Origin of the sequence: Marinobacterium lutimaris (assembly GCF_900108065.1) — a bacterium.
In the GTDB taxonomy this organism is placed as follows: Bacteria; Pseudomonadota; Gammaproteobacteria; order Pseudomonadales; family Balneatricaceae; genus Marinobacterium_D; species Marinobacterium_D lutimaris.
In genome coordinates, this window is record NZ_FNVQ01000005.1 from 106,975 (window position 1) to 127,168 (window position 20,194).

21 protein-coding genes are annotated in these 20,194 nt (G+C 57.0%); 4 read left to right on the forward strand and 17 right to left on the reverse strand.

Features of this window, described 5'->3' with window-relative positions:
* Positions 1-117 precede the first annotated feature (117 nt).
* Both C4S72_RS19880 and C4S72_RS19885 read left to right on the forward strand, forming a co-directional pair.
* Positions 118-999, forward strand: coding sequence for an NAD(P)-dependent oxidoreductase (locus C4S72_RS19880; RefSeq protein ID WP_104004932.1), 882 nt, complete (start codon positions 118-120; stop codon positions 997-999).
* A gap of 122 nt (positions 1,000-1,121) precedes the next feature.
* A complete protein-coding gene (locus C4S72_RS19885) occupies positions 1,122-1,643 on the forward strand; it encodes a MarR family winged helix-turn-helix transcriptional regulator (RefSeq protein ID WP_104004933.1) in 522 nt (173 codons plus the stop codon).
* Between the two features lie 65 nt (positions 1,644-1,708).
* Here the strand turns inward: C4S72_RS19885 and C4S72_RS19890 are convergent, their stop codons facing one another.
* The 13 genes from C4S72_RS19890 to grpE form a co-directional block, all read right to left on the reverse strand.
* Positions 1,709-2,500 carry an amino acid ABC transporter ATP-binding protein gene (locus tag C4S72_RS19890; RefSeq protein WP_104004934.1) on the reverse strand — a complete coding sequence of 264 codons (792 nt, stop codon included), beginning with the start codon at positions 2,498-2,500 and terminating at the stop codon, positions 1,709-1,711.
* A complete protein-coding gene (locus C4S72_RS19895) occupies positions 2,497-3,159 on the reverse strand; it encodes an amino acid ABC transporter permease (protein WP_104004935.1) in 663 nt (220 codons plus the stop codon). Before C4S72_RS19895 ends, C4S72_RS19890 begins: the two co-directional genes overlap by 4 nt.
* Positions 3,156-3,803, reverse strand: a complete 648-nt coding sequence (locus C4S72_RS19900; protein WP_104004936.1) for an amino acid ABC transporter permease — start codon at positions 3,801-3,803, stop codon at positions 3,156-3,158. Before C4S72_RS19900 ends, C4S72_RS19895 begins: the two co-directional genes overlap by 4 nt.
* Before the next feature lie 9 nt (positions 3,804-3,812).
* Complete coding sequence (locus C4S72_RS19905) at positions 3,813-4,643, reverse strand: transporter substrate-binding domain-containing protein (RefSeq protein ID WP_104004937.1); 831 nt, start codon at positions 4,641-4,643, stop codon at positions 3,813-3,815.
* Positions 4,644-4,717: 74 nt separating this feature from the next.
* On the reverse strand, positions 4,718-5,641 hold the full coding sequence (locus C4S72_RS19910) for a PDR/VanB family oxidoreductase (RefSeq protein ID WP_160115554.1): 924 nt from the start codon (positions 5,639-5,641) through the stop codon (positions 4,718-4,720).
* 31 nt (positions 5,642-5,672) lie between these two features.
* A complete protein-coding gene (locus C4S72_RS19915; protein WP_104004939.1) occupies positions 5,673-6,704 on the reverse strand; it encodes an aromatic ring-hydroxylating oxygenase subunit alpha in 1,032 nt (343 codons plus the stop codon).
* A 44-nt stretch (positions 6,705-6,748) separates the two neighbouring features.
* Entirely contained in the window at positions 6,749-7,894 is a 1,146-nt protein-coding gene (locus C4S72_RS19920) for an oxamate carbamoyltransferase subunit AllG family protein (RefSeq protein ID WP_104004940.1), read from the reverse strand.
* Between the two features lie 4 nt (positions 7,895-7,898).
* Entirely contained in the window at positions 7,899-9,164 is a 1,266-nt protein-coding gene (locus tag C4S72_RS19925; RefSeq protein WP_104004941.1) for an amidohydrolase/deacetylase family metallohydrolase, read from the reverse strand.
* A 347-nt stretch (positions 9,165-9,511) separates the two neighbouring features.
* Positions 9,512-10,321 (reverse strand): 4-hydroxy-tetrahydrodipicolinate reductase, encoded by an 810-nt coding sequence (gene dapB / locus C4S72_RS19930; protein WP_104004942.1) that lies wholly within the window; start codon positions 10,319-10,321, stop codon positions 9,512-9,514.
* Positions 10,318-11,175, reverse strand: coding sequence for a serine O-acetyltransferase (cysE, locus tag C4S72_RS19935; RefSeq protein ID WP_104004943.1), 858 nt, complete (start codon positions 11,173-11,175; stop codon positions 10,318-10,320). Before cysE ends, dapB begins: the two co-directional genes overlap by 4 nt.
* Before the next feature lie 34 nt (positions 11,176-11,209).
* Positions 11,210-12,352 carry a molecular chaperone DnaJ gene (dnaJ, locus tag C4S72_RS19940; RefSeq protein WP_104004944.1) on the reverse strand — a complete coding sequence of 381 codons (1,143 nt, stop codon included), beginning with the start codon at positions 12,350-12,352 and terminating at the stop codon, positions 11,210-11,212.
* A gap of 162 nt (positions 12,353-12,514) precedes the next feature.
* Entirely contained in the window at positions 12,515-14,437 is a 1,923-nt protein-coding gene (gene dnaK, locus C4S72_RS19945) for a molecular chaperone DnaK (RefSeq protein WP_104004945.1), read from the reverse strand.
* Between the two features lie 126 nt (positions 14,438-14,563).
* On the reverse strand, positions 14,564-15,154 hold the full coding sequence (grpE, locus tag C4S72_RS19950) for a nucleotide exchange factor GrpE (protein ID WP_104004946.1): 591 nt from the start codon (positions 15,152-15,154) through the stop codon (positions 14,564-14,566).
* Between the two features lie 183 nt (positions 15,155-15,337).
* Between grpE and recN the strand changes: the two genes are divergently transcribed.
* Positions 15,338-17,011: a DNA repair protein RecN gene (recN, locus tag C4S72_RS19955; protein ID WP_104004947.1), complete on the forward strand. Its 1,674-nt coding sequence runs from the start codon at positions 15,338-15,340 to the stop codon at positions 17,009-17,011.
* A gap of 78 nt (positions 17,012-17,089) precedes the next feature.
* On the opposite strand, the gene fur is transcribed toward recN, so the two are convergent.
* Positions 17,090-17,515 (reverse strand): ferric iron uptake transcriptional regulator, encoded by a 426-nt coding sequence (fur, locus tag C4S72_RS19960; RefSeq protein ID WP_104004948.1) that lies wholly within the window; start codon positions 17,513-17,515, stop codon positions 17,090-17,092.
* Positions 17,516-17,620: 105 nt separating this feature from the next.
* Between fur and C4S72_RS19965 the strand changes: the two genes are divergently transcribed.
* Complete coding sequence (locus tag C4S72_RS19965; RefSeq protein ID WP_235009208.1) at positions 17,621-17,938, forward strand: outer membrane protein assembly factor BamE; 318 nt, start codon at positions 17,621-17,623, stop codon at positions 17,936-17,938.
* A 40-nt stretch (positions 17,939-17,978) separates the two neighbouring features.
* On the opposite strand, the gene C4S72_RS19970 is transcribed toward C4S72_RS19965, so the two are convergent.
* Genes C4S72_RS19970 through C4S72_RS19980 form a run of 3 tightly spaced genes read right to left on the reverse strand, consistent with a single transcriptional unit; the run spans position 17,979 to position 20,110 of the window.
* Positions 17,979-18,281, reverse strand: a complete 303-nt coding sequence (locus C4S72_RS19970) for an RnfH family protein (protein ID WP_104004950.1) — start codon at positions 18,279-18,281, stop codon at positions 17,979-17,981.
* A gap of 10 nt (positions 18,282-18,291) precedes the next feature.
* Positions 18,292-18,723 (reverse strand): type II toxin-antitoxin system RatA family toxin, encoded by a 432-nt coding sequence (locus C4S72_RS19975; RefSeq protein ID WP_104004951.1) that lies wholly within the window; start codon positions 18,721-18,723, stop codon positions 18,292-18,294.
* Positions 18,724-18,742: 19 nt separating this feature from the next.
* Positions 18,743-20,110, reverse strand: a complete 1,368-nt coding sequence (locus tag C4S72_RS19980) for a sodium-dependent transporter (RefSeq protein ID WP_104004952.1) — start codon at positions 20,108-20,110, stop codon at positions 18,743-18,745.
* Positions 20,111-20,194: the final 84 nt, after the last annotated feature.

Genomic DNA, 20,194 nt, shown 5'->3' on the forward strand with positions numbered 1-20,194 from the left:
CCCTTTGCTAACTCCTTGCTGCTTTCGCTGTTTTAAAACGCTTTTTGATAGACTGGATCGCCCGGCTCAGGAAGGCCGGGCGTTACCCACAATATTAAGAAGACACAGGAGATCAGCATGAGCAGCACCCGAATCGGTTTTATCGGCATGGGCCTGATGGGCGTACCGATGAGCACACGACTGCTGGAAGCAGGATTCGCCGTCACCGTCTGGAACCGCAACGCCGACAAGTGCCAACCGCTGGCCGAACGTGGCGCCCGGGTTGCCGGCAGCATCGCCGAGCTCTGCGCCAACGTGGATGTGATCATGACCTGCGTCTCCAACACCGAAGCTGTCAGCGAGATCCTGTTCGGCGAACAGGGTATCGCCGATTCAGCGCGGGAAGGACAGGTCTTGATCGATTTTTCCAGTATTGCCCCGGACGCCACCCGCGAGATGGCAAGCCGCTGCAAAGAGGAACACGGCCTCGACTGGATCGACGCTCCGGTTTCCGGCGGTGTCGCCGGCGCTGAGCAGGGCACCCTGGCGATCATGGCCGGTGGCGATACTGAACTGGTTGAGCGGGTACGGCCATTACTGGAGCCGCTATCCCAGCGAGTCACTCATATGGGCCCTGTCGGTTCCGGCCAAGCCACCAAGATCTGCAACCAGATGCTGGTCTCCTGCAATGTGCTGGTGATGGCCGAGGTGATGGCCCTCGCCGAGCAGTCTGGTGTCGATGCCAGCCGCATCCCTGAAGCTCTTAAAGGTGGCTTTGCCGACTCAATTCCACTGCAGCTGACCGGACCGAAAATGGCCGCGCGCGATTTCGACGAGATCAAATGGCATGTCAAAACCCTACTCAAGGACCTGGATATGGCCAACGCCCTGGCCAAGGCAAATGGCAGCGCAATTCCGATGGCCGGTCTCGGCGCGGAGCTGATGCGACTGCATGGCAGCAAAGGCTATCTGGAGCAGGATCCGGCTACGCTGGTGAAGCTATTCAGCGATCGAAGCTGATAGCCCAAACCGTAACTCAGTGCTTGTTTCCAAACAGATACTTTTGACTCCCGCGCAAATTATGAGGTATACCACTAATATTATTCTATTCTCTTACTCCAAGCACTAAACACAGCCCCCTTATGCCTATTCCCAGTCACGATGAAATTAACGCCGAACTCGAAAAGGCCTTTGCCCGGTCACCGCTTTTTGCTCGCCCCGGCTTTCTAATTCGGCGTTTGCACCAGATCCATACCAGCCTTTTTCTGAGTGAAACCAACGAGTTCAACATCACCCCGGTCCAGTTCAGTCTGATGAGTGCACTCAGGGCCAATGGCGAAATGGATCAGAACAGCGTTGCTCAAGAAATTGGACTGGAGAGAACCAGCGTGGCCGAGGTCATCCCCAGACTCGAGTCGAGGGAGCTACTGGAAAGGCGGCGCAGCACTAAGGACCGCAGGGTAAAGCTGGTAAAACTAAGCCGTAAGGGACAGGCTCTTCTCAAAAAGATGTCCGAAAGGGTTCAGCAAGCTCATGACCGCACGGTGGAGGCCCTGCCTGAAGAGGAACGAAACCTGTTTCTGCTGCAGATGATCAGACTTGTGGAAGCCAACAATCACCTTGGCAATGCCCCTTTCAAGCTACCCGACTCCGGTGACGCATAACGCACTAGTGCGAGCTGTTAGCTCCCCTTACCCACTCGGCTAAGGGGAGCAACAACCGGTTAACTCTACTTATACTGCACACTGTGCAGGAAGGTCTTCGCCTTGTCCGTTTGCGGGTTGTCGAAAAACTCCTCTGGAGATCGGTTTTCGATGATGTGTCCGCTGTCCATAAAGATGATACGACTGGAGACCTGACGGGCAAACTTCATCTCATGGGTGACGATCACCATAGTCGAGCCTTCAGCGGCGAGGTCTCGCATGACTTCCAGCACCTCGCCGACCAGCATCGGATCCAACGCACTGGTAGGTTCATCAAACAGTAGGATATCCGGCTTCATCGCCAATGCACGGGCAATACCGACACGTTGCTTCTGACCGCCGGATAGGCGCGAAGGCAGCATATTGATCTTATCCTCCAGACCGACCCGTTTAAGTACAGCACGTGCCTCCTGCTCCACCTCTTTGCGATTGCGCTTTTGCACATGCAGCGGACTCGCCATCACATTCTCGAGCACCGTCATGTGCGGCCAGAGTGCAAAGTGCTGAAACACCATGCCGATTTTGGAACGCATTTTAGATAGCTGCGCGTCGCCGACTTTGGTGCCATTGACGGCATATCCCATCCGCTCCGAATTAAGCCGGATATGGCCGGCATCCGGAATCTCCAGCCAGTTGATGCAACGCAGCAGCGTTGATTTGCCACAACCCGATGGTCCCAGCAGCGACACAACCTCCCCTTTTTGCATATCAAAGGAGATATCTTTGAGCACATGGTTATCACCAAAGCTCTTGCTGATACCCTGCACCCGAAGCACCGCCTGGTGGGTTTTACTCTCATGCTGGACTGATGCGTTCATGCAATTCTCTCCCGGGCGTAACGCGCGACAAGGTTCACAATTAATTCAATCAACAGGCAGAACACCCAATAGAGCAGCCCCGCCACGATAAAGCAGACAAAGGGATTGAAGTAGATCGACTGGATCGAGTTGAAGGCAGCAGTGATATCGAACACAGAGATGATCCCCAGATAGGCGCTGTCCTTAACGATCTGTATCCACTGATTACCCACCATCGGTATGGCACGCATTAGCAACAGGGGTCCGATGATGCGCCGGATCAGCGTGGCGCCGCGAAATCCGTAGGCAGTCCCTGCTTCTAGAATCTCCGCCGGAATATCGACCCATGCACTGCGAAAAATAATCGCCATGTAGGCCGAGTGATAGACAATCATCGCCACCAGGCCGGAAGTATATTTATCGAAGTTAATGCCATAACTCGGCAGGCCGAAGTAGATCACGTAGACAAAGAGCAGAAACGGCGAGCAGCGCATGGCACTGCAGAGCCACTCGATAGAACCTCGCACCCAGCCGACCTTGCTGAAGAAGAGCGGCGTCAGTATCAGGCCGAACAACACCGATGCAAGACCCGAAACCAGCACTAGCGAGAGCGTGGTCTGTATGCCGGTGATCACCGAATCACGCTCATCGTAGATGATCTGAAAATCACTCAGGTTCATAACGGCTCCTGCGCAGATCGAATGCGCACTTCAAGGTGCTTTTGCAGTTTGATCAGCAACATCACGATGACGATGTAGATGGCAAACCCAACCAGCAAAGGTGGAATAGGCTCGTAGGTTCGCGCTCCGATACGCTGCGCCGCACGGGTAATGTCCAGCAGACCGATCACCGAAATCGCCGGGCTGTTTTTCACCAGCAATGTCATTTCGTTAATCAAACCAGGAATACTGGAGCGCCATACCTGAGGCAGCAGAACATAACGGAAACGAATCCACCGGTTCATGCCAAACGCCTGCGCCGCTTCATACTGGGAGCGGTCAAAAGAGAGCAGCGCCGAGCGCCAGATTTCACAGTTGAAGGCAGTCGCAGTGATCGAGAAGGAAATCATCGCCGCTACCAGCGGGCTTAGAGAGATCTCGAACTGCGGCAGTCCGAAATAGATCAGCATAATCAGCGTCACTGCAGGGCAGGAACGCACCAGGCTGACATAGACGTAGGCACATTTTCCCAGCAGCGGCACCTTGGCCCAGCGCAGAAGCGCCAGGCCAAGACCGAGAGGAATTCCTACGATGATGGCGATAAATGAGACACCTATCGTCGAGACTGCACCATAGACAAAGCTGAGGTAATCGTAGAAATTCATTCTCTAATCTCAGTTCACATCTAGCGGCATATCTTCGTTTTTAGCGCCGAGCCACTTCTCCTGAAGACGGTACATCTCCCCTGACTCACGTACTTTCAGCATCGCGTCATTGACCACTTTCAACACCGCTTCGTTACCCTTCTTGACCGCCCAGGCCTTGTAACCCGGCTCACCCACCGGCTCACCCAGCGAGAAGACTCCCGGCCTTTCTTCCATCAGGCTGCGCAGGGTAATGTCGGTATTGACGACGGCATCCAGGCGGCCCAGTGCCAGATCCTGGTACGCTTCCGGGTAACCATGATATTCAACGATCTTGCCTACACCTTCGCCATGCTCATCCTTGAGTTTCTTATCGTAGGCTTTCAGCTCCAGCAGAAAAGCACTGCCGGTTTCCGCACCCACGGTTTTACCGATCAGGTCTTTTCCGGATTTAATGTCGCTGTCGGCCTTGGTCGCAAAGTAGGTCTGGGATGCAGCGGTCGGTGTCGTGAAATCGAACACCTTGCGGCGCTGGTCTGTCACCATCACGGCAGACAGCGCCATGTCGAACTTGCCGCTCTGAACGCCTGGCAGGATACCGGCCCAGGGCATAATCTCCTGCTCCAGTTTGATACCGGACTCTTTCTCGACAAGCGCTTTCAGTTCATTGTCATAACCGGTAGAGACACCATCCTGTACAAACTCGAACGGTCGGTAGTTATCCTCGGTGGCAACAGTGATCGTCCCTTTCGCCTTGATCTCATCGACCGTAGAGGCCGCCGTAAGAGTACTGCAACTGATGGCGCCAGCCAGCATAACAATCGGTGTGGTTTTCTTTAGAACACTCAGCATAGAAGTCATTTTTTCACCCTTTAAATTGAAAGTTCTTGAACCCGTGACACAACGAAAACGGTTGTCTTTTTGTTTGCTTCCCCTCAAATATCCAGGACCAGCTTTTGCGCACCTGCTCTTGAACAGCAGATCATCATCGTCCGGTCCTTAGTGTGTTCTGATGCCTCTTTCACCCGATCCATGTGGACCGGGTCTCCTTCGAGAAAACGGACTTCACAGGCACCGCAGATGCCCTGCTCGCAGGAGTACATGACGTCGACGTCGTTGCGGACCAGCGCCTCGAGAATCGATTCGTCTTCCGCCACATCGATAACCCGGCCGCTTTTAGCCAGTGTCACCTGCTGAGCGCCTTCCGGCGCCGCACTCTCGATCTTGCCGAAGTACTCGTAGTGCACATCCGAAAGGCCACACTCTCGCGCCACCTCCACCAGGTCTTCGATCATCGCACCCGGCCCACAGCAGTAAATTTGGGCATCTTTACTTAGTGACTGCGCCAGCGCTTTTAGCCTGGGTCGTGCGCTCTGGCCGGTTTTTGGATAGCCGGTTTTGGGGTAAAGAGTCACGTCGGCATCAACAGCAAGCTCATCGTGAAACAGCATGGTTTGTGCACTCTCACCCCAGTAGTGAAGGTGCACCTGTCGCCCCTGCGCCTTGAGGTAGCAGTACATGGAGTAGATCGGCGTAATGCCGATACCGCCGGCAAAAAGAACGTAGGGAGAGTCGCTTTCGGCAAGTTCAAAGGCATTGCGACAGGCTCCAACCAACAGACTCTGTCCAAGGCGCAGCTCCTGATGTAGCCAGCGCGACCCGCCTCTGCCGGCGGGTTCATGTTTTACGCCGATGACATAGCAGTGCTCGGTGCACTTGGGCGTAACCAGCGAGTACTGACGGATCAGACCGTTGGGCAGTATCAGATCGATATGCGAGCCAGGCGCCGGGAGCGGCAGCGAAGATCCGTCCTCGGGCCAGAGTTCGTAGAGATGAATACCCCGGGCTCCCAGACGCATGGATCGCACCTGGAAAGCGGTTCCGACGGACTCAGACGGTGCCATACTTGATCCCCATCTCACGCATCCAGGCGCGGTACTTCATACCCAGGAGGTCGGTGCTGTGATGCAGTTCAGCCCTCAGATCCACGGGGATTCGCTCGGGGCGCTGAGTATCAACAATCTCTGCATCCTGCTTGTAGACCAGGTCCTGACGGCGGCGGACATCCGCATCGCTGGGTTGAGGATCAAAATTCATGGCGCAGCAGATACGGATGATGCTCTGCTCAGGGCTAACCTGCTGGGCGGTAAAATAGGTGCAGAAGCGATCCGCCTCACGGCCTTCATGGGCACGCTCAGGATCAGATATCACCAGGCGTTTTTTGAAGTACGCCACGTTCGGGCGCATGATCTTATAAGCGTAATAAGCAATTACTGGTACTTCGCGCGGATCGCCATAAGGCTGAGTAACCTGCACTTCTGAGGAGTGAAGAACGCCATCCTCTTCCCACACCTTGAAAGGCGGAATCGGATCCGGGTTATCCATCAGCCCGTTGACACCGGCATGTACAAACGGGAAGTGGCTGGGGTCGACAAAGTTTTCTAGTGCACGATAAGCAGATTTAAACGTGTACGGTCCACAGACCACGGTTTTATATTCCGCGTCATCCCATTCCGGGAAGTGGGGAATATCCTGTTCCGGCGTGCCGATACAGGCCCAGACAAAGCCATACTTCTCCTGCGCATAATGCACCACGGTTTTGGCTTTCTTCATCGGTGTTTCGTTCGGTGATGCCGGAATCAGTGTGCATTGGCCACGGCCGTCGTAGTTCCAGCCATGGTAAGGGCAGACCACCTTATCGCTGGCGATAAACCCTTTGGAGAGACGCGCACCACGGTGGATACAGAGATCCTCCCAGACATGTACCTGACCGGAACTATCACGCCAGATCACCAAATCACGCTCCATCAGCGTGCTTGGGATCAGTTCACCTTCGACCACCTCTTCGCTGGTGGCCACAACATGCCAGTCGTTCAACAGTACTGGTTCAATGGTGTTTTCGTTATCAATCGATGTATTCATCTATCCCTCTCTGCGTTGACAGGCTTAAGAAGCGGCGCCGGTATTCACCCTTTCGCAAACCGCTCCATCGGCAGATTCAATAAACCCTTACCCAGCAGGCCGTGCTCGCCCGCGGCATCCACACGCGCCAGCGACACACTCATGCTCGCCTTGGCAGCGATCATCGCCTGCAGGCGAAATCCACTCTTAATGCTTTTTCCCAGCACAAATACGGCGCTGGCGAACTGTTCAATGTCTGTTACCTGCCCAAGCAGCTCCGCTGCCAGATTCCGAGCAACACGGCTCTGTGGCCAGAGTTGCGCCCCCAGCCCGAGCGCGTCGATCACACCGCTGTCCCCCAGGGCATTCGCGGTTTCATCCGCCACTGCACCCGGCTCTCCCGCCGGCGGCCTGCCCTCGCAGCTGATCCACTGATGCGGGGCTCCAGCGCACCGCACGCCAAGCGATTCACCATTACCGGCCACGGCCAGAATCAGATCGGGTATATCAGCCTCGGCTGCGATCCTCGCACTGAGGTGCAGCGAACAGGCCATCCACAGGGTCAGGAAAAACAGCGGAGTCTGGGCGAGAAATCCCTCGGCACGACCAGGGGCCTCGGCATTGGCAAAGAGCAGGCTCAACCGCTGTGTTGCGGCGCTGGTTTCGCAATGCAGATCGTCGCCTTCGCTGATGGCCTCTGCTGCCACAGGCAGCAGCGAGATTGGCTGCGCCGACACCTGGGCATGGAACAGCGGCGCCATATCGGTATCCCGAAATGCCATGCGCGCCTGCAGCTCAGGGTTATTCGAGCCAAAGCGAATCTCGGCACCGGGGCCACTGTGCAGCAGCGACCAGTAGCGCCTGCCCTGCTCAGGATCCAGAACACCCACCAGAGCCGTGCGCGGAGAGACCACCCCGGCCAGTGGAATCGCAACCCCCCAGTCCAGAGAAGGCTCCAGGCGTATCTCGCCGGAACGGATCATCTGCAGCGCTTGCGCTTCGCTCTCGGCCCAGCCTTCATAAAGCGCACAAGCAAGCGCAGAGGAGAGCACCGGCAGGCTCGGCCGGCGGGCATCGATAAACGGGGGCCCGGCATGGAGCAATACCCTCGTAGGCAAGCCCACCGCCTGGCTTGCCGGCAACACGCTGTCCCAAAGCAGGGATGGTTCAGTGATATGGGTCAGCTGCACGAGCCTGGCTGGAGTGTTCATCGGCTCAGGCAACCGCTATTTCGGGGAGAATTTCGGCATCCGCCTCGAACAGCACGCCGCCGCGCAGACAGAACAGGGGCGACAGCAGTCGCTCAGCCGGTACGCGGGTACCTTCGTTGTCCCTCAGTTCCCAGTGACCGCGCTCATCGGCCAGTACCGACACATCCGCCTCTGCGCCCGGCGTCAGCGTGCCCAACTCTCCGGCCATGCCCAGCATCTCCGCGGCATTGGTAGTAACCATGCGCACGACATGATCGAAAGGCACGCCTAGAGCCAGCATGCTGGTCATGGCGGATGTCAGGCTGAATTTCACCGCGCCCTTGAAGATATGCCCCTCGTCCGGATGCTCGCTGGGCATTCCCGGCGCCACGGGAACGGCCGTGTTATAGCCATGCATATCCGAACCCAGAGTCTCGGGAAGGACGCCCTCATCCAGCACTATACGTGCGGTAGCAAAACTGAAGTGAGAACCGTGGCCCACATCGATCTTGAGCCCCTTGGCAATCGCTTCTTTGACCAGCGGGTGCAACTTGCCGTCGGTGGTCACGAAACCGCCCGGATGACGGCTGAAGGGATGCGCGAGAATATCGCCAGGCTTGAGCAGCTTGACCACTTCACTGAGGATCGTGTCCGGGTCCACATCGCAGCCGCCCTCTTCGGGCAAAGGCCAGAGCTGACCGAAGTGGATATAGACCGGCAGATTTGAGCGCCGGCCAATCTCGGCGGCTTTTTCCATCACGCTGACGCCCCAACGAGTAAAGCCGCCAAGCTCCGCGTGCGCCTTGATCCCTTTGATCAGATCACGGTTGCCTTCGATCGCGGTCAGGGTAGCGTCCACATCCGCACATTCGGGGCGGTAAAGTTCGGGATAGAAATGTCCTTCAAGACCGCCGACCAGATAGGCGGAAATAAACGGGATCACCCGGGTTTTCGAAGGCTCTATGATGTACTTGATAAACCCCGGCAGGGTCATACAGCTCGGGCCACCCTGATCCACCAGCGTGGTCACTCCGGAACGAACCCCGCACAGGTCAGGATTGAGTCCGAAACGTCCTGACACATGCTCATATACATGCCCATGTGTATCGATCAGGCCAGGCAGCACCAAGCGACCGGTACAATCAATCACATCGAAACCGTCCGACAGAACAGAGGTATCAACGTCCCCTACCTGGTTGATGCGTCCATCGACGACCAGCAGATCGCCACCCCTGTCCAGACCATTAGCTGGGTCGACAATGCGGCCCCCTTTCAGAAGTACATTCTTCATAACTTTACCGTCTCTCAAACTGTCAACACGGCAAAGCAAGTGGTATACCACTTATTAACACAGATCAAATAAAAATACTTAAGATGTTGTTTTAAATGAAAATAAAATCGGTGGTACACCGACTAAAGATAGTAAGAAGAGTAGCAAGAACAGCTGACGACCCAACTTGTCCTGCACCAGGCTGAAACAGCCCTGCACCATAAACATCCAGTCGATATGCATGTTCAGGTTAGAAAAGACAGGCCTCAGAAATATCAGAGGGGAAAAACATCTGCCGACGCACGCAATAAAAAGCCCGCAAATGCGGGCTCAAATAGGGAACAACATACAACGGTAAAAGCCGTGCATCAGCGCAGGCCAAGCACATCCTGCATGTCGTAAAGACCCTCAGGACGCGAATCGAGCCAACGGGCCGCACGTACGGCACCCTTGGCAAAGGTCATCCGGCTGGATGCCTTGTGGGTAATTTCGATGCGCTCGCCTTCTGTGGCGAACAGCACGGTGTGATCGCCCACCACGTCACCGGCACGAATAGTCTCGAAACCGATTTCACGGGCGCTACGCGGACCGACCTGACCTTCGCGGCCGTAAACGGCACACTCTTTCAGATCACGGCCCAGTGCATCGGCGACCACTTCACCCATGCGCAGCGCGGTGCCGGACGGGGAATCGATCTTGTGACGATGGTGCGCTTCGATCACTTCGATATCGTAACCACTGTCTTCACCCAGGGCCTTGGCGGCCACTTCCAGCAGCTTGAAGCAGAGGTTCACGCCGACGCTCATGTTCGGTGCGAACACGATGGGGATCTCTTTCGCCGCTTCCTGGAGCAGAGCTTTCTGCTCATCGTCCAGACCGGTGGTACCGATCACCATCTTCTTGCCGTTAGCGCGGCAGAACGCCAGGTTTTCCATAGTTACGCTGGGCATGGTGAAATCGATTAGCAGATCGAAATCCTGTTTCACCACATCCAGGTCAGCGGCGATCTGTACGTTCAGCCTGCCAACACCGGCCAGCTCACCCGCGTCAGCGCCGTTCAGGCTGCTGCCCGGCTCGACGATAGCGGCGGTCAGCTCGGCACCCTCGGTCAGGGTGATCGCCTCGATCAGGGTCTTGCCCATACGACCGGCGGCGCCGATCACTGCAATTCTTGTCATGCCTGTTTCCTGTTACAGGGGGCTTTATCGGAGCTGGTATCGCCATCGCAATCCGGCTCCGAATTTTTAATCGTCTGGTCCATGGAGAGTGACGGCGTATCGCAACCGGCACAACCCACCACGGTAGCCGGTACACCGACCACGGTGGTGTGCGCAGGCACTGCATTGAGCACCACACTGCCGGCACCGACACGGGCGCACTCACCCACTTCGATATTGCCGAGGATCTTCGATCCGGCGCCAATCATCACACCCTTGCGGATCTTCGGATGACGATCGCCGCTCTCCTTGCCGGTACCGCCAAGGGTCACCGACTGCAGGATAGAGACGTCGTTCTCGATCACGCAGGTTTCGCCCACCACGATGCCGGTGGCGTGGTCGAACATCACACCAAAACCGATGGTGGCCGCCGGGTGGATATCCACCTGGAAGATGGTGCTGACGCGGCTCTGGATGTACAGGGCCAGCGAACGCCGGTCCTGCTGCCACATCCAGTGCGCCACACGATGGGCCTGAATCGCCTGAAACCCTTTGAGGTAGAGCAGTACGGTGGAATAGGCTTCCACCGCCGGGTCACGGGTACACACCGCCTGGATGTCGGCACAGGCCGCTTCGATCAGACCCTCGTCAGCCTCGTAGGCCTGCTCGATGATCTCACGCAGCGCCATGGCCGACACCACCTCATCCGCCAGCTTACTGGACAGCAGGAAGGACAACGCCCCCCGCAGGTCCGAATGGCCGATAATAGTGGCGTGGTAAAAGCTCGCCAGCAGCGGTTCATATTCCACGAGGCCACGCGCTTCTTCGCGTATCTTGCCCCATAACTCATCAACGGAGAGCGGCATTTCGTACATGCTTACCCCCTCACGACGTAAACTGGCCATCGTGTCAGGTCATATCCTCAAAGAACTTCTTCACTGAATCGAAGAAACCGTGTTTTTTCGGGCTGTGCTTGCTCTTGCCTTCGTCCATCTCGTCCTGGAACTCCTTGAGAAGCTCCTTCTGACGGCTGCTCAGGCTCACCGGCGTTTCCACCGTTACCTTGACCATCAGGTCACCGGTGCTGCCACCGCGTACCGGGGCGATCCCCTTGCCACGCAGGCGGAACAGCTTGCCGGTCTGGGTTTCGGCCGGAATCTTCAGTTTAACGCGGCCATCCAGTGTCGGCACATCAAGTTCGCCCCCAAGCGCCGCATCAACAAAGCTGATCGGCACTTCGCAGTATAGATGTTTGCCATCACGCTCAAAGATCGGATGCTGCAACACATTGACCTGCACATACAGGTCGCCCGCAGGACCGCCATGGGTACCCGCTTCGCCCTCGCCGGTCAGACGGATGCGGTCGCCGGTATCGACGCCGGCCGGAATCTTGACCTGCAGGGTTTTGGTTTCTTCGACACGACCCTGGCCATGGCAGCTGTTGCAGGGATCGGAAATCACCTTGCCTTCGCCACGACAGGTCGGGCAGGTCTGCTGTACGGAGAAGAAGCCCTGCTGCATGCGCACCTGACCGATACCGCCACAGGTACCGCAGGTTTTGGCGCTGGTACCGGGCTTGGCGCCGGTGCCGTCGCAGACTTCACAACCCACCAGGGTCGGTACTTTCAGGGTTTTCTCACAACCACGGACCGCCTCTTCGAGGTTAAGGTCCAGGTTGTAACGCAGGTCGGCGCCACGCTGTACGCTGGAACGACGACGGCCACCGCCGCCTCCGCCACCAAAGATGTCGCCGAACACATCTCCGAAGATGTCGGAGAAGTCACCGCCACCACCAAAGCCACCGCCGCCGAAGCCGCCGCCCTGACCGTCGACACCTGCGTGTCCGAACTGGTCGTAGGCTGCACGTTTCTGGGCGTCAGAGAGAACCTCGTAGGCTTCGCTGATCTCTTTGAATTTGTCCTCGGCCGCTTTATCGTCCGGATTGCGGTCCGGATGATACTTCATCGCCAAACGGCGGTAGGCCTTCTTGATATCCCGGTCGGACGCATCGCGTGGAACGTCCAGTAGCTCGTAATAGTCCTGTTTCGACATGATCCGAATCTGGTCTGGTCAGATGACTCCGCGGGAGCCGGACACGACAGCGCGGGTCACCAGGACCCGCGCTGCCACTCTTTGCTGTTCTCGGACCCGATCGCGCCCCATCAACCCCGCAGGGCGTCAGAGCACGAACCGGTCATAAGAGGTAGCGAACGCTTACTTCTTGTCGTCCTTAACCTCTTCGAACTCAGCGTCGACCACGTCGTCGGCAGAGTCCTTCGCAGCCTGTTCGCCCGCTTCTGCACCAGCACCCTGCTGCTCAGCTTCGGCGTACATTTTCTGCGCCAGGGAGGACAGCGCTTCGGTCAGCGCTTCTGTCTTGCTTTCGATCGCTTCTTTGTCAGAGCCTTTCAGCACTTCTTCCAGTGCGGAAACCGCACCTTCGATCGCTTCTTTCTCTTCAGCGGTCGCTTTGTCGCCAGCGTCCTTCAGAGTCTTGTTGGCAGTGTGAACCATGGCGTCGCCCTGGTTACGTGCTGCGGTCAGCTCTTCGAACTTCTTGTCTTCTTCAGCGTGCGCTTCGGCATCGTTGACCATCTGATCGATTTCGTCATCAGACAGACCGGAAGAGGCCTTGATCACGATGGACTGATGCTTGCCGGTCGCCTTGTCTTTAGCAGACACGTTGAGGATACCGTTGGCATCGATGTCGAAGGTAACTTCGATCTGCGGAATACCGCGCTGCGCCGGCGGGATGTCGGCCAGGTCGAAACGACCCAGGGACTTGTTCTGTGCCGCCTGCTTACGCTCACCCTGAACCACGTGGATGGTGACCGCGGTCTGGTTGTCTTCAGCAGTAGAGAACACCTGCGACTTCTTGGTCGGGATGGTGGTGTTCTTCTCGATCAGCGGAGTCGCCACGCCACCCATGGTTTCGATACCCAGGGTCAGCGGGGTTACGTCCAGCAGCAGTACGTCTTTTACATCACCAGACAGTACCGCACCCTGGATGGAAGCACCAATCGCAACGGCTTCATCCGGGTTAACATCTTTACGCGGCTCTTTGCCGAAGAAGTCGGAAACCGCCTTCTGAACCATCGGCATACGGGTCTGACCACCGACCAGGATCACTTCGTCGATCTCAGAACCGGACAGACCAGCGTCTTTCAGTGCAGTGCGGCAAGGCTCCAGGGAGCGCTGAACCAGCTCTTCCACCAGGGATTCCAGCTTGGCACGGCTGACCTTGACGTTCAGGTGCTTAGGACCGGTAGCGTCAGCGGTGATGTACGGCAGGTTCACGTCGGTAGACTGTGCAGAAGACAGTTCAACCTTGGCTTTCTCAGCCGCTTCTTTCAGACGCTGCAGCGCCAGCGGATCGTTGTGCAGGTCGATGCCGCTCTCTTTCTTGAACTCATCAGCCAGATAGTTGATCAGCTTGAGGTCGAAGTCTTCACCACCGAGGAAGGTGTCACCGTTGGTGGCCAGTACTTCGAACTGGTGCTCACCGTCGACGTCAGCGATTTCGATGATGGAGATATCGAAGGTACCACCACCCAGGTCGTATACGGCGATGGTCTTGTCACCCTTGGACTTGTCCATGCCGTAAGCCAGCGCAGCTGCGGTCGGCTCGTTGATGATACGTTTTACTTCCAGACCCGCGATCTTACCGGCGTCTTTGGTCGCCTGACGCTGAGAGTCGTTGAAGTAAGCCGGAACGGTGATAACCGCTTCGGTAACCGCTTCACCGAGGTAGTCTTCAGCGGTTTTCTTCATCTTTTTCAGCACTTCAGCAGAGATCTGCGGCGGCGCCATTTTCTGATCTTTAACCTGGACCCAAGCGTCGCCGTTGTCGGCTTCGACGATCTTGTAAGGCACCATCTTGATATCTTTCTGGACCACGTCGTCTTTGAAACGACGGCCGATCAGACGCTTGATGGCGAACAGGGTGTTGTCCGGGTTGGTAACCGCCTGACGCTTGGCCGGCTGACCGACCAGAGTTTCGCCATCACCGGTGTAAGCGATGATGGACGGCGTAGTGCGATCGCCTTCAGCGTTTTCGATGACTTTGGTCTTTTCACCTTCAAGGATAGCCACACAGGAGTTGGTGGTTCCGAGGTCGATACCGATGATCTTGCCCATGTTTGACTCCACTATATTCTTTGCTTCACCCGCCGCGGCGGGGATAACTTGTCGTGATTCGATGAAACTCTATATGGGTCTGGCATTTTCTATTTCAAGCCAGACTGTATGGCTTTTTCGCCAGTTTCAGCCTTTAGCTACCATGACCATGGCCGGACGGATCAAACGGCCGTTCAGCAGGTAGCCTTTCTGCATAACCGCAACCACCGTGTTCGGCTCGGCGTCAGGCGCATCGACCAGGGACATCGCCTGGTGGTGCTCCGGATTGAATGCTTCACCGGTCGGATCAACGGTTTCCACGTTGAATTTGCCCATGCCGTCGAGGAACAGCTTGTGAGTCATCTCGACGCCTTCCTTCAGGCTCTTGGTCGCTTCATCCTCGGCCTGGCAGGCTTCGATGGCGCGCTCCAGAGAATCCATCACCGGCAGCAGTTCACCGGCAAACTTCTCCAGTGCGAACTTGCGGGCTTTTTCCACATCCTGCTCGGCACGACGACGCATGTTCTGAATCTCGGCCTGAGCACGCGGCTGAAGTTCGGCAAGCTGTTTCTGCAGGTCGGCGATTTCGGCTTCGGCCTGGGCCAGCTGCTGTTTCAGTGTTTCAGCGTCTACAGCCTCATCGCCCTGGATTTCGACGTCGTCCGCCGCCGGCTCCAGAATCTGTTCCGGCTGAACCTGTTCGGGGGTTTCAGTCTGCTTCTGCTGTTCGTCTGACATCGCGTTGTCTCTCCACAGATGTGTTGTAACGGGTACTGGCCTCCTATATGGGGCTATCCGCAAATGATTCAAGGGTATTTTTTGAGGGAATTTTGTACAGCAGGATTGCAGGCCGGGAACAAATGGCTTATACATAAAACACTGTATAAATAACCATGACTTTTTACTCATGAGCAGGCCGTCATGCTTACCCTACTGAGCATTCGCAATTACGCCATCGTCGACCAACTGGACCTTGAACTTAAGCACGGCATGACCGTCGTCAGCGGTGAAACCGGGGCCGGTAAATCCATCATGCTGGATGCCCTGGGCCTGGCCCTGGGTGACCGCGCGCAAAGCGACTGTGTCCGCGAGGGGAGCGAACGCGCCGAGATCAGCGCCTGCTTCGATGTCAGCGGCCTGGCCGAAGCGCGCGCCTGGCTAAGCGAACATGACCTGGAAGCGGATGGCGAATGCCAGCTGCGCCGGGTAGTGACTACTGAAGGGCGCTCACGCAGCTTTATCAATGGCCGCCCCACGCCGCTGACCCAGGTGCGCGAGCTGGGCGAACTGCTGGTAGACATCCACGGCCAGCACGAACACCAGCGTCTGCTGAAGAAAGAACATCATCGTACCCTGCTGGATGAGTTTGCCGCACAGACGGACCTCGCCGAACAGGTGCGCCGCACCTTCCACCGCTGGCGTCGCCTTGATACCGAGCTGACCCAGCTTACCGAACAAAGCGAAGAGCAGACTGCCCGCGTACAGCTGCTCTCCTATCAGGTCGAAGAGCTGGACCAGCTGGGCCTGGAGATCGGCGAACTGAGCGAGCTCGAAGAGGAGCAGCGCGTTCTCGCCAACGCCGGTGAGATTCTCACCACCGGCCAGCAGCTGATCAACCTGACCTCAGACAGCGATGGCGACAGCGAAAACTGCCTGAGCCTGCTGAACCACTGCCAGCACCTTCTGGACAGCCTAGGCTCACAGGCGCCGGCACTGCAGCAGGCGGCCGAGATGCTCGCCAGCGCCCAGATCCAGGTCGATGAAGCGAGCCGCGAGATCCGCGGCTATATGGATGCGGTCGAGATCAACCCGGAGCGCCAGCAGGAGGTCGAAGACCGCCTCAGCAGCATCTACGACATCGCCCGCAAACACCGCATCAACCCGGAAGATATTCCAGAATTCCACGAAAAACAGCGCGAAGAGCTGGGCAGCCTGCATCGCAGCGACGACGAACTGGAAGCGCTGGAGCAGGCGGTAAAAGAAGCACAGCAGGAATATCTTTCGGCTGCAGGGCAGCTCAGCCTGGCGCGCCAGAAAGCCGCCGAAGAGCTCAGTCATGCAGTGGATAAGCAGCTGCACGGCCTCGGCATGGCGATGGCCAGCTTCGTCGCCTGCCTGACACCGCTGGACCCAGGTCGTTACAACGCCAGCGGCCTGGAAGAGGTGGAGTTTCTGATCAGCGCCAACAAGGGGCAGCCGGCACGCTCACTGGCCAAGGTCGCCTCCGGTGGCGAGCTGTCCCGTATCAGCCTGGCGATTCAGGTCGTGACCGCCCAGACCTCCAGCACACCGACACTGATCTTCGATGAGGTGGACGTGGGTATTGGCGGCGCCATCGCCGAAGTAGTGGGCCGTATGCTTCGGGAGCTGGGCGCACGTGCGCAGATCCTCTGCGTCACCCACCAACCCCAGGTAGCTTCCCAAGGGCATCAGCACCTGTTTGTCAGTAAGGATTCACAAGGCGACCTGACTCGCACCCGCATCGATATGCTGTCACGGGATCGTCGGGTGGAGGAGGTGGCACGCATGCTGGGCGGTATCGATATCACCAACACCTCGCGCAAGCACGCCAAAGAGATGCTGAAGTCCGCCTAGAACAGGTCGCGACAGCAAACCACAGGCAATAAAAAACCGATCGCGACGGATCGGTTTTTTTATCGCTATGCGAAGCAATCAACCCTCTTCGCAACCATCCTTGCAGACGCCGTACAGGTAAAGCGTACGATCGGTCACTGAGAAGCCGAGGTCATCAGCGATGGTATTGAAGCGCTCGGTCAATTCGGGATCGACGAACTCGCGGACGCGGCCGCATTTTACGCAAACCACATGGTCGTGATGCTCATCCCGTGCAAGTTCGAATACCGAGTGACCACCCTCAAAGTGGTGACGCGATACCAGGCCGGCCGCTTCAAACTGAGTCAACACGCGGTAGACAGTGGCCAGGCCAACGTCTTCACCGGTTTCCATCAACATCTTGTAGATGTCTTCAGCTGAGAAATGCTGTCCTTCGCCTGCACGTTCCAGGATCTGGTAGATCTTCACCCGCGGCAGTGTGACTTTAAGTCCAGCTTTACGCAGCTCCTGATTTTCGAGGGCCATATTCTTATCTCTAATCGCTATGCGGTTCACAAAATGCAATGTTAGACTTCATTATCTTTTTTTATGGGCGAAAACGGAAGTCATTTACAGATGCGAAAGGTTTTGATGAGTGTAGCACTGGCCACCCTGGTCAGCGCCTGTTCTGAATTCCCCGGCGTTTACAAGATCGATATCCCTCAGGGTAACGTGGTTACTCAGGAAATGATCGATCAGCTTCGCCCCGGTATGACCCAGAGCCAGGTACGCTACGTCATGGGTACGCCGCTGGTCACCGACACTTTCAGCCCAGACCGTTGGGACTACCTTTACAGCTTCAAGCCCGGTGGTGGTGACCGCGTTCAGGAACGCGTATCGCTGACCTTCACCGATGGCAAACTGAGCGGCCTTGCCGGCGACTTCCGCCCCGGCGCTGGCGACCAGTAAGTCGTTAATCCAGGCCGGTAATTCGCCACCGGCCTGGGATTCAATCTTCCTTATCTTTCTGCGCTTTCAGCTTCGCAGCACGCTTGGCCCGGGCTTCTTTAGGATCGGCGATCAGCGGGCGATAGATCTCAATGCGATCACCTGCGTTCAGTACCTGCGAGCGCGGATCACGAATTGCCTTACCAAACACTCCCATTGGATCATTTTCCGGATCGATCTGTGTAAACTGCTCGGCGATGCGTGACTTGATCACCGCATCATAAGCTGTCGCGCCCTCTTCCACCTGCACCGCCACGATCTTCTGCTCATGCGGCAACGCATAAGCCACTTCAACCGTAATCATCCCGCTTCCCTCAACCGTAAACCTGATCGGCACGCGTAACGAAGGCATCCACCAACGTCGTTGCGACCGAATTGAACACCTTGCCCATCGCGATCCCGGTCAGCTTGCCGGAAAACTCGAAGTGCATATTCAGCTCCACCTTGCTGGCCTCATCGCTGAGCGGCGTGAAGGTCCAGATGCCGGTGAGGGACTTGAACGGCCCCTCAACCAGCTTGATCTCCATGCGCTCAGGGCGCTGCAGAGAGTTGCGGGTGGTAAAGCTGTATTTCAAGCCGCCCTTGGCCAGGTAAAGCGTCGCCTCCAGCGTATCCTCGGATTCATGCACCACCTCGGTGGATGAACACCAGGGCAGAAACTCCGGATAACGACGCACATCGTTGACCAGTTCAAACATCTCGTCCGCAGTGTGCAACACCAGTGCACTGCGGTTTACCTGAGCCATAGCTGCTCCTATTACCTGCTTAGCCAGCGAACTTCTGATAGAGGTTCAGCGCAAATACTACCGCAACCGCCACCGGCGATATGTAGCGCAGTACGAAGCGCCAGAGCATATAAACGCCAGAAGAACGCAATGCCAGCTCATCCTCGGTCATCTCACGGGTCAGATACCAGCCCACAAACAGTGCCACCAGCATTCCGCCCAGAGGCAACATGATATTGGCGGTGATGAAATCAAGGAAGTCGAAGGCCGTCATTCCAAACACTAACAGATCGGAGGTGACGTTAAACGACCCCAGCGCCAACAGACCCAGCAACCAGACGAGCGCGCCAAGAATAACGGCGGCAACAGGACGGCTGACACCCAAGCTCTCCACCAACCAGGCGGCACCCGGCTCCATCAGAGAGATCGCCGAGGTCCAGGCGGCAAAGCCGACCATCAGGAAGAACAGGAAGCCAAACACCTGACCGCCCGCCATCTGGCTGAACGCCACCGGCAGCGTGATAAACATCAGGCCAGGGCCTGCGCCCGGATCCAGCTGGTTACCAAACACGATCGGGAAGATCGCAAGGCCCGCCACCAAGGCTACAAGCGTATCGAGACCCGCGATCATCAGCACCGTGCCGCCGATGGAATCCTTCTTACCCATGTAGGAACCGTAGGCCATGATCGAGCCCATACCCAGCGACAGGGTAAAGAAAGCATGACCCATCGCCACCAGCACCGCCTCCCAGGTCAGCGCTTCCGGCTTGAAGTGGAACAGGAAATCCCAGCCCTGGGAGAAGTAGCCACTATTAATGGAATATCCCAGCAGCACGAAAAGCAGCACGAAAAGCAGCGGCATCAGCACGCGGGTGGCCCGTTCCAGGCCCTTATTCACGCCCCCGGCGATAACGATCATCACCAGCCCCACGAACACCGTGTGCCAGATCAGCAGGGTTTTCGGGTCCTCCAGCAGGGCGCCGAACACCTGCCCCGCCTGTTCACTGCCGAGGCCTATAAACTTGCCGCTGCCCATGCCTGCGATGTAATACAGCACCCAGCCCGCAACCACAGAATAGAAGGAAAAGATCAAAAAGCCGGCCAATGCACCGAGCCAACCCACACCGGCCCAACGACCGTGGTGCCCAGCCTCATAGGCGGTCTCACGCATGGAGTTGATCGGACTTTGCCGACCGCGACGCCCCACCAACACCTCTGCCATCATGATCGGCACACCGACCAATAAGATGCAGACCAGGTAAACCAGTACGAAGGCTCCGCCTCCGTTCTCACCGGCGATATAAGGGAACTTCCAGATATTCCCCAGACCGACAGCGGACCCTGTAGCCGCCAGGATAAAGATCCAGCGGTTAGCCCAGGCCCCGTGAATAGACTGCTTGTTTTGCATTACTCTCACTCTGGTTTTACTTCAGGCGCGCAATTGTTCATGTTTCAGTCAGCGGTAGCAACCTCAGAGATCAAAATGCGCCAC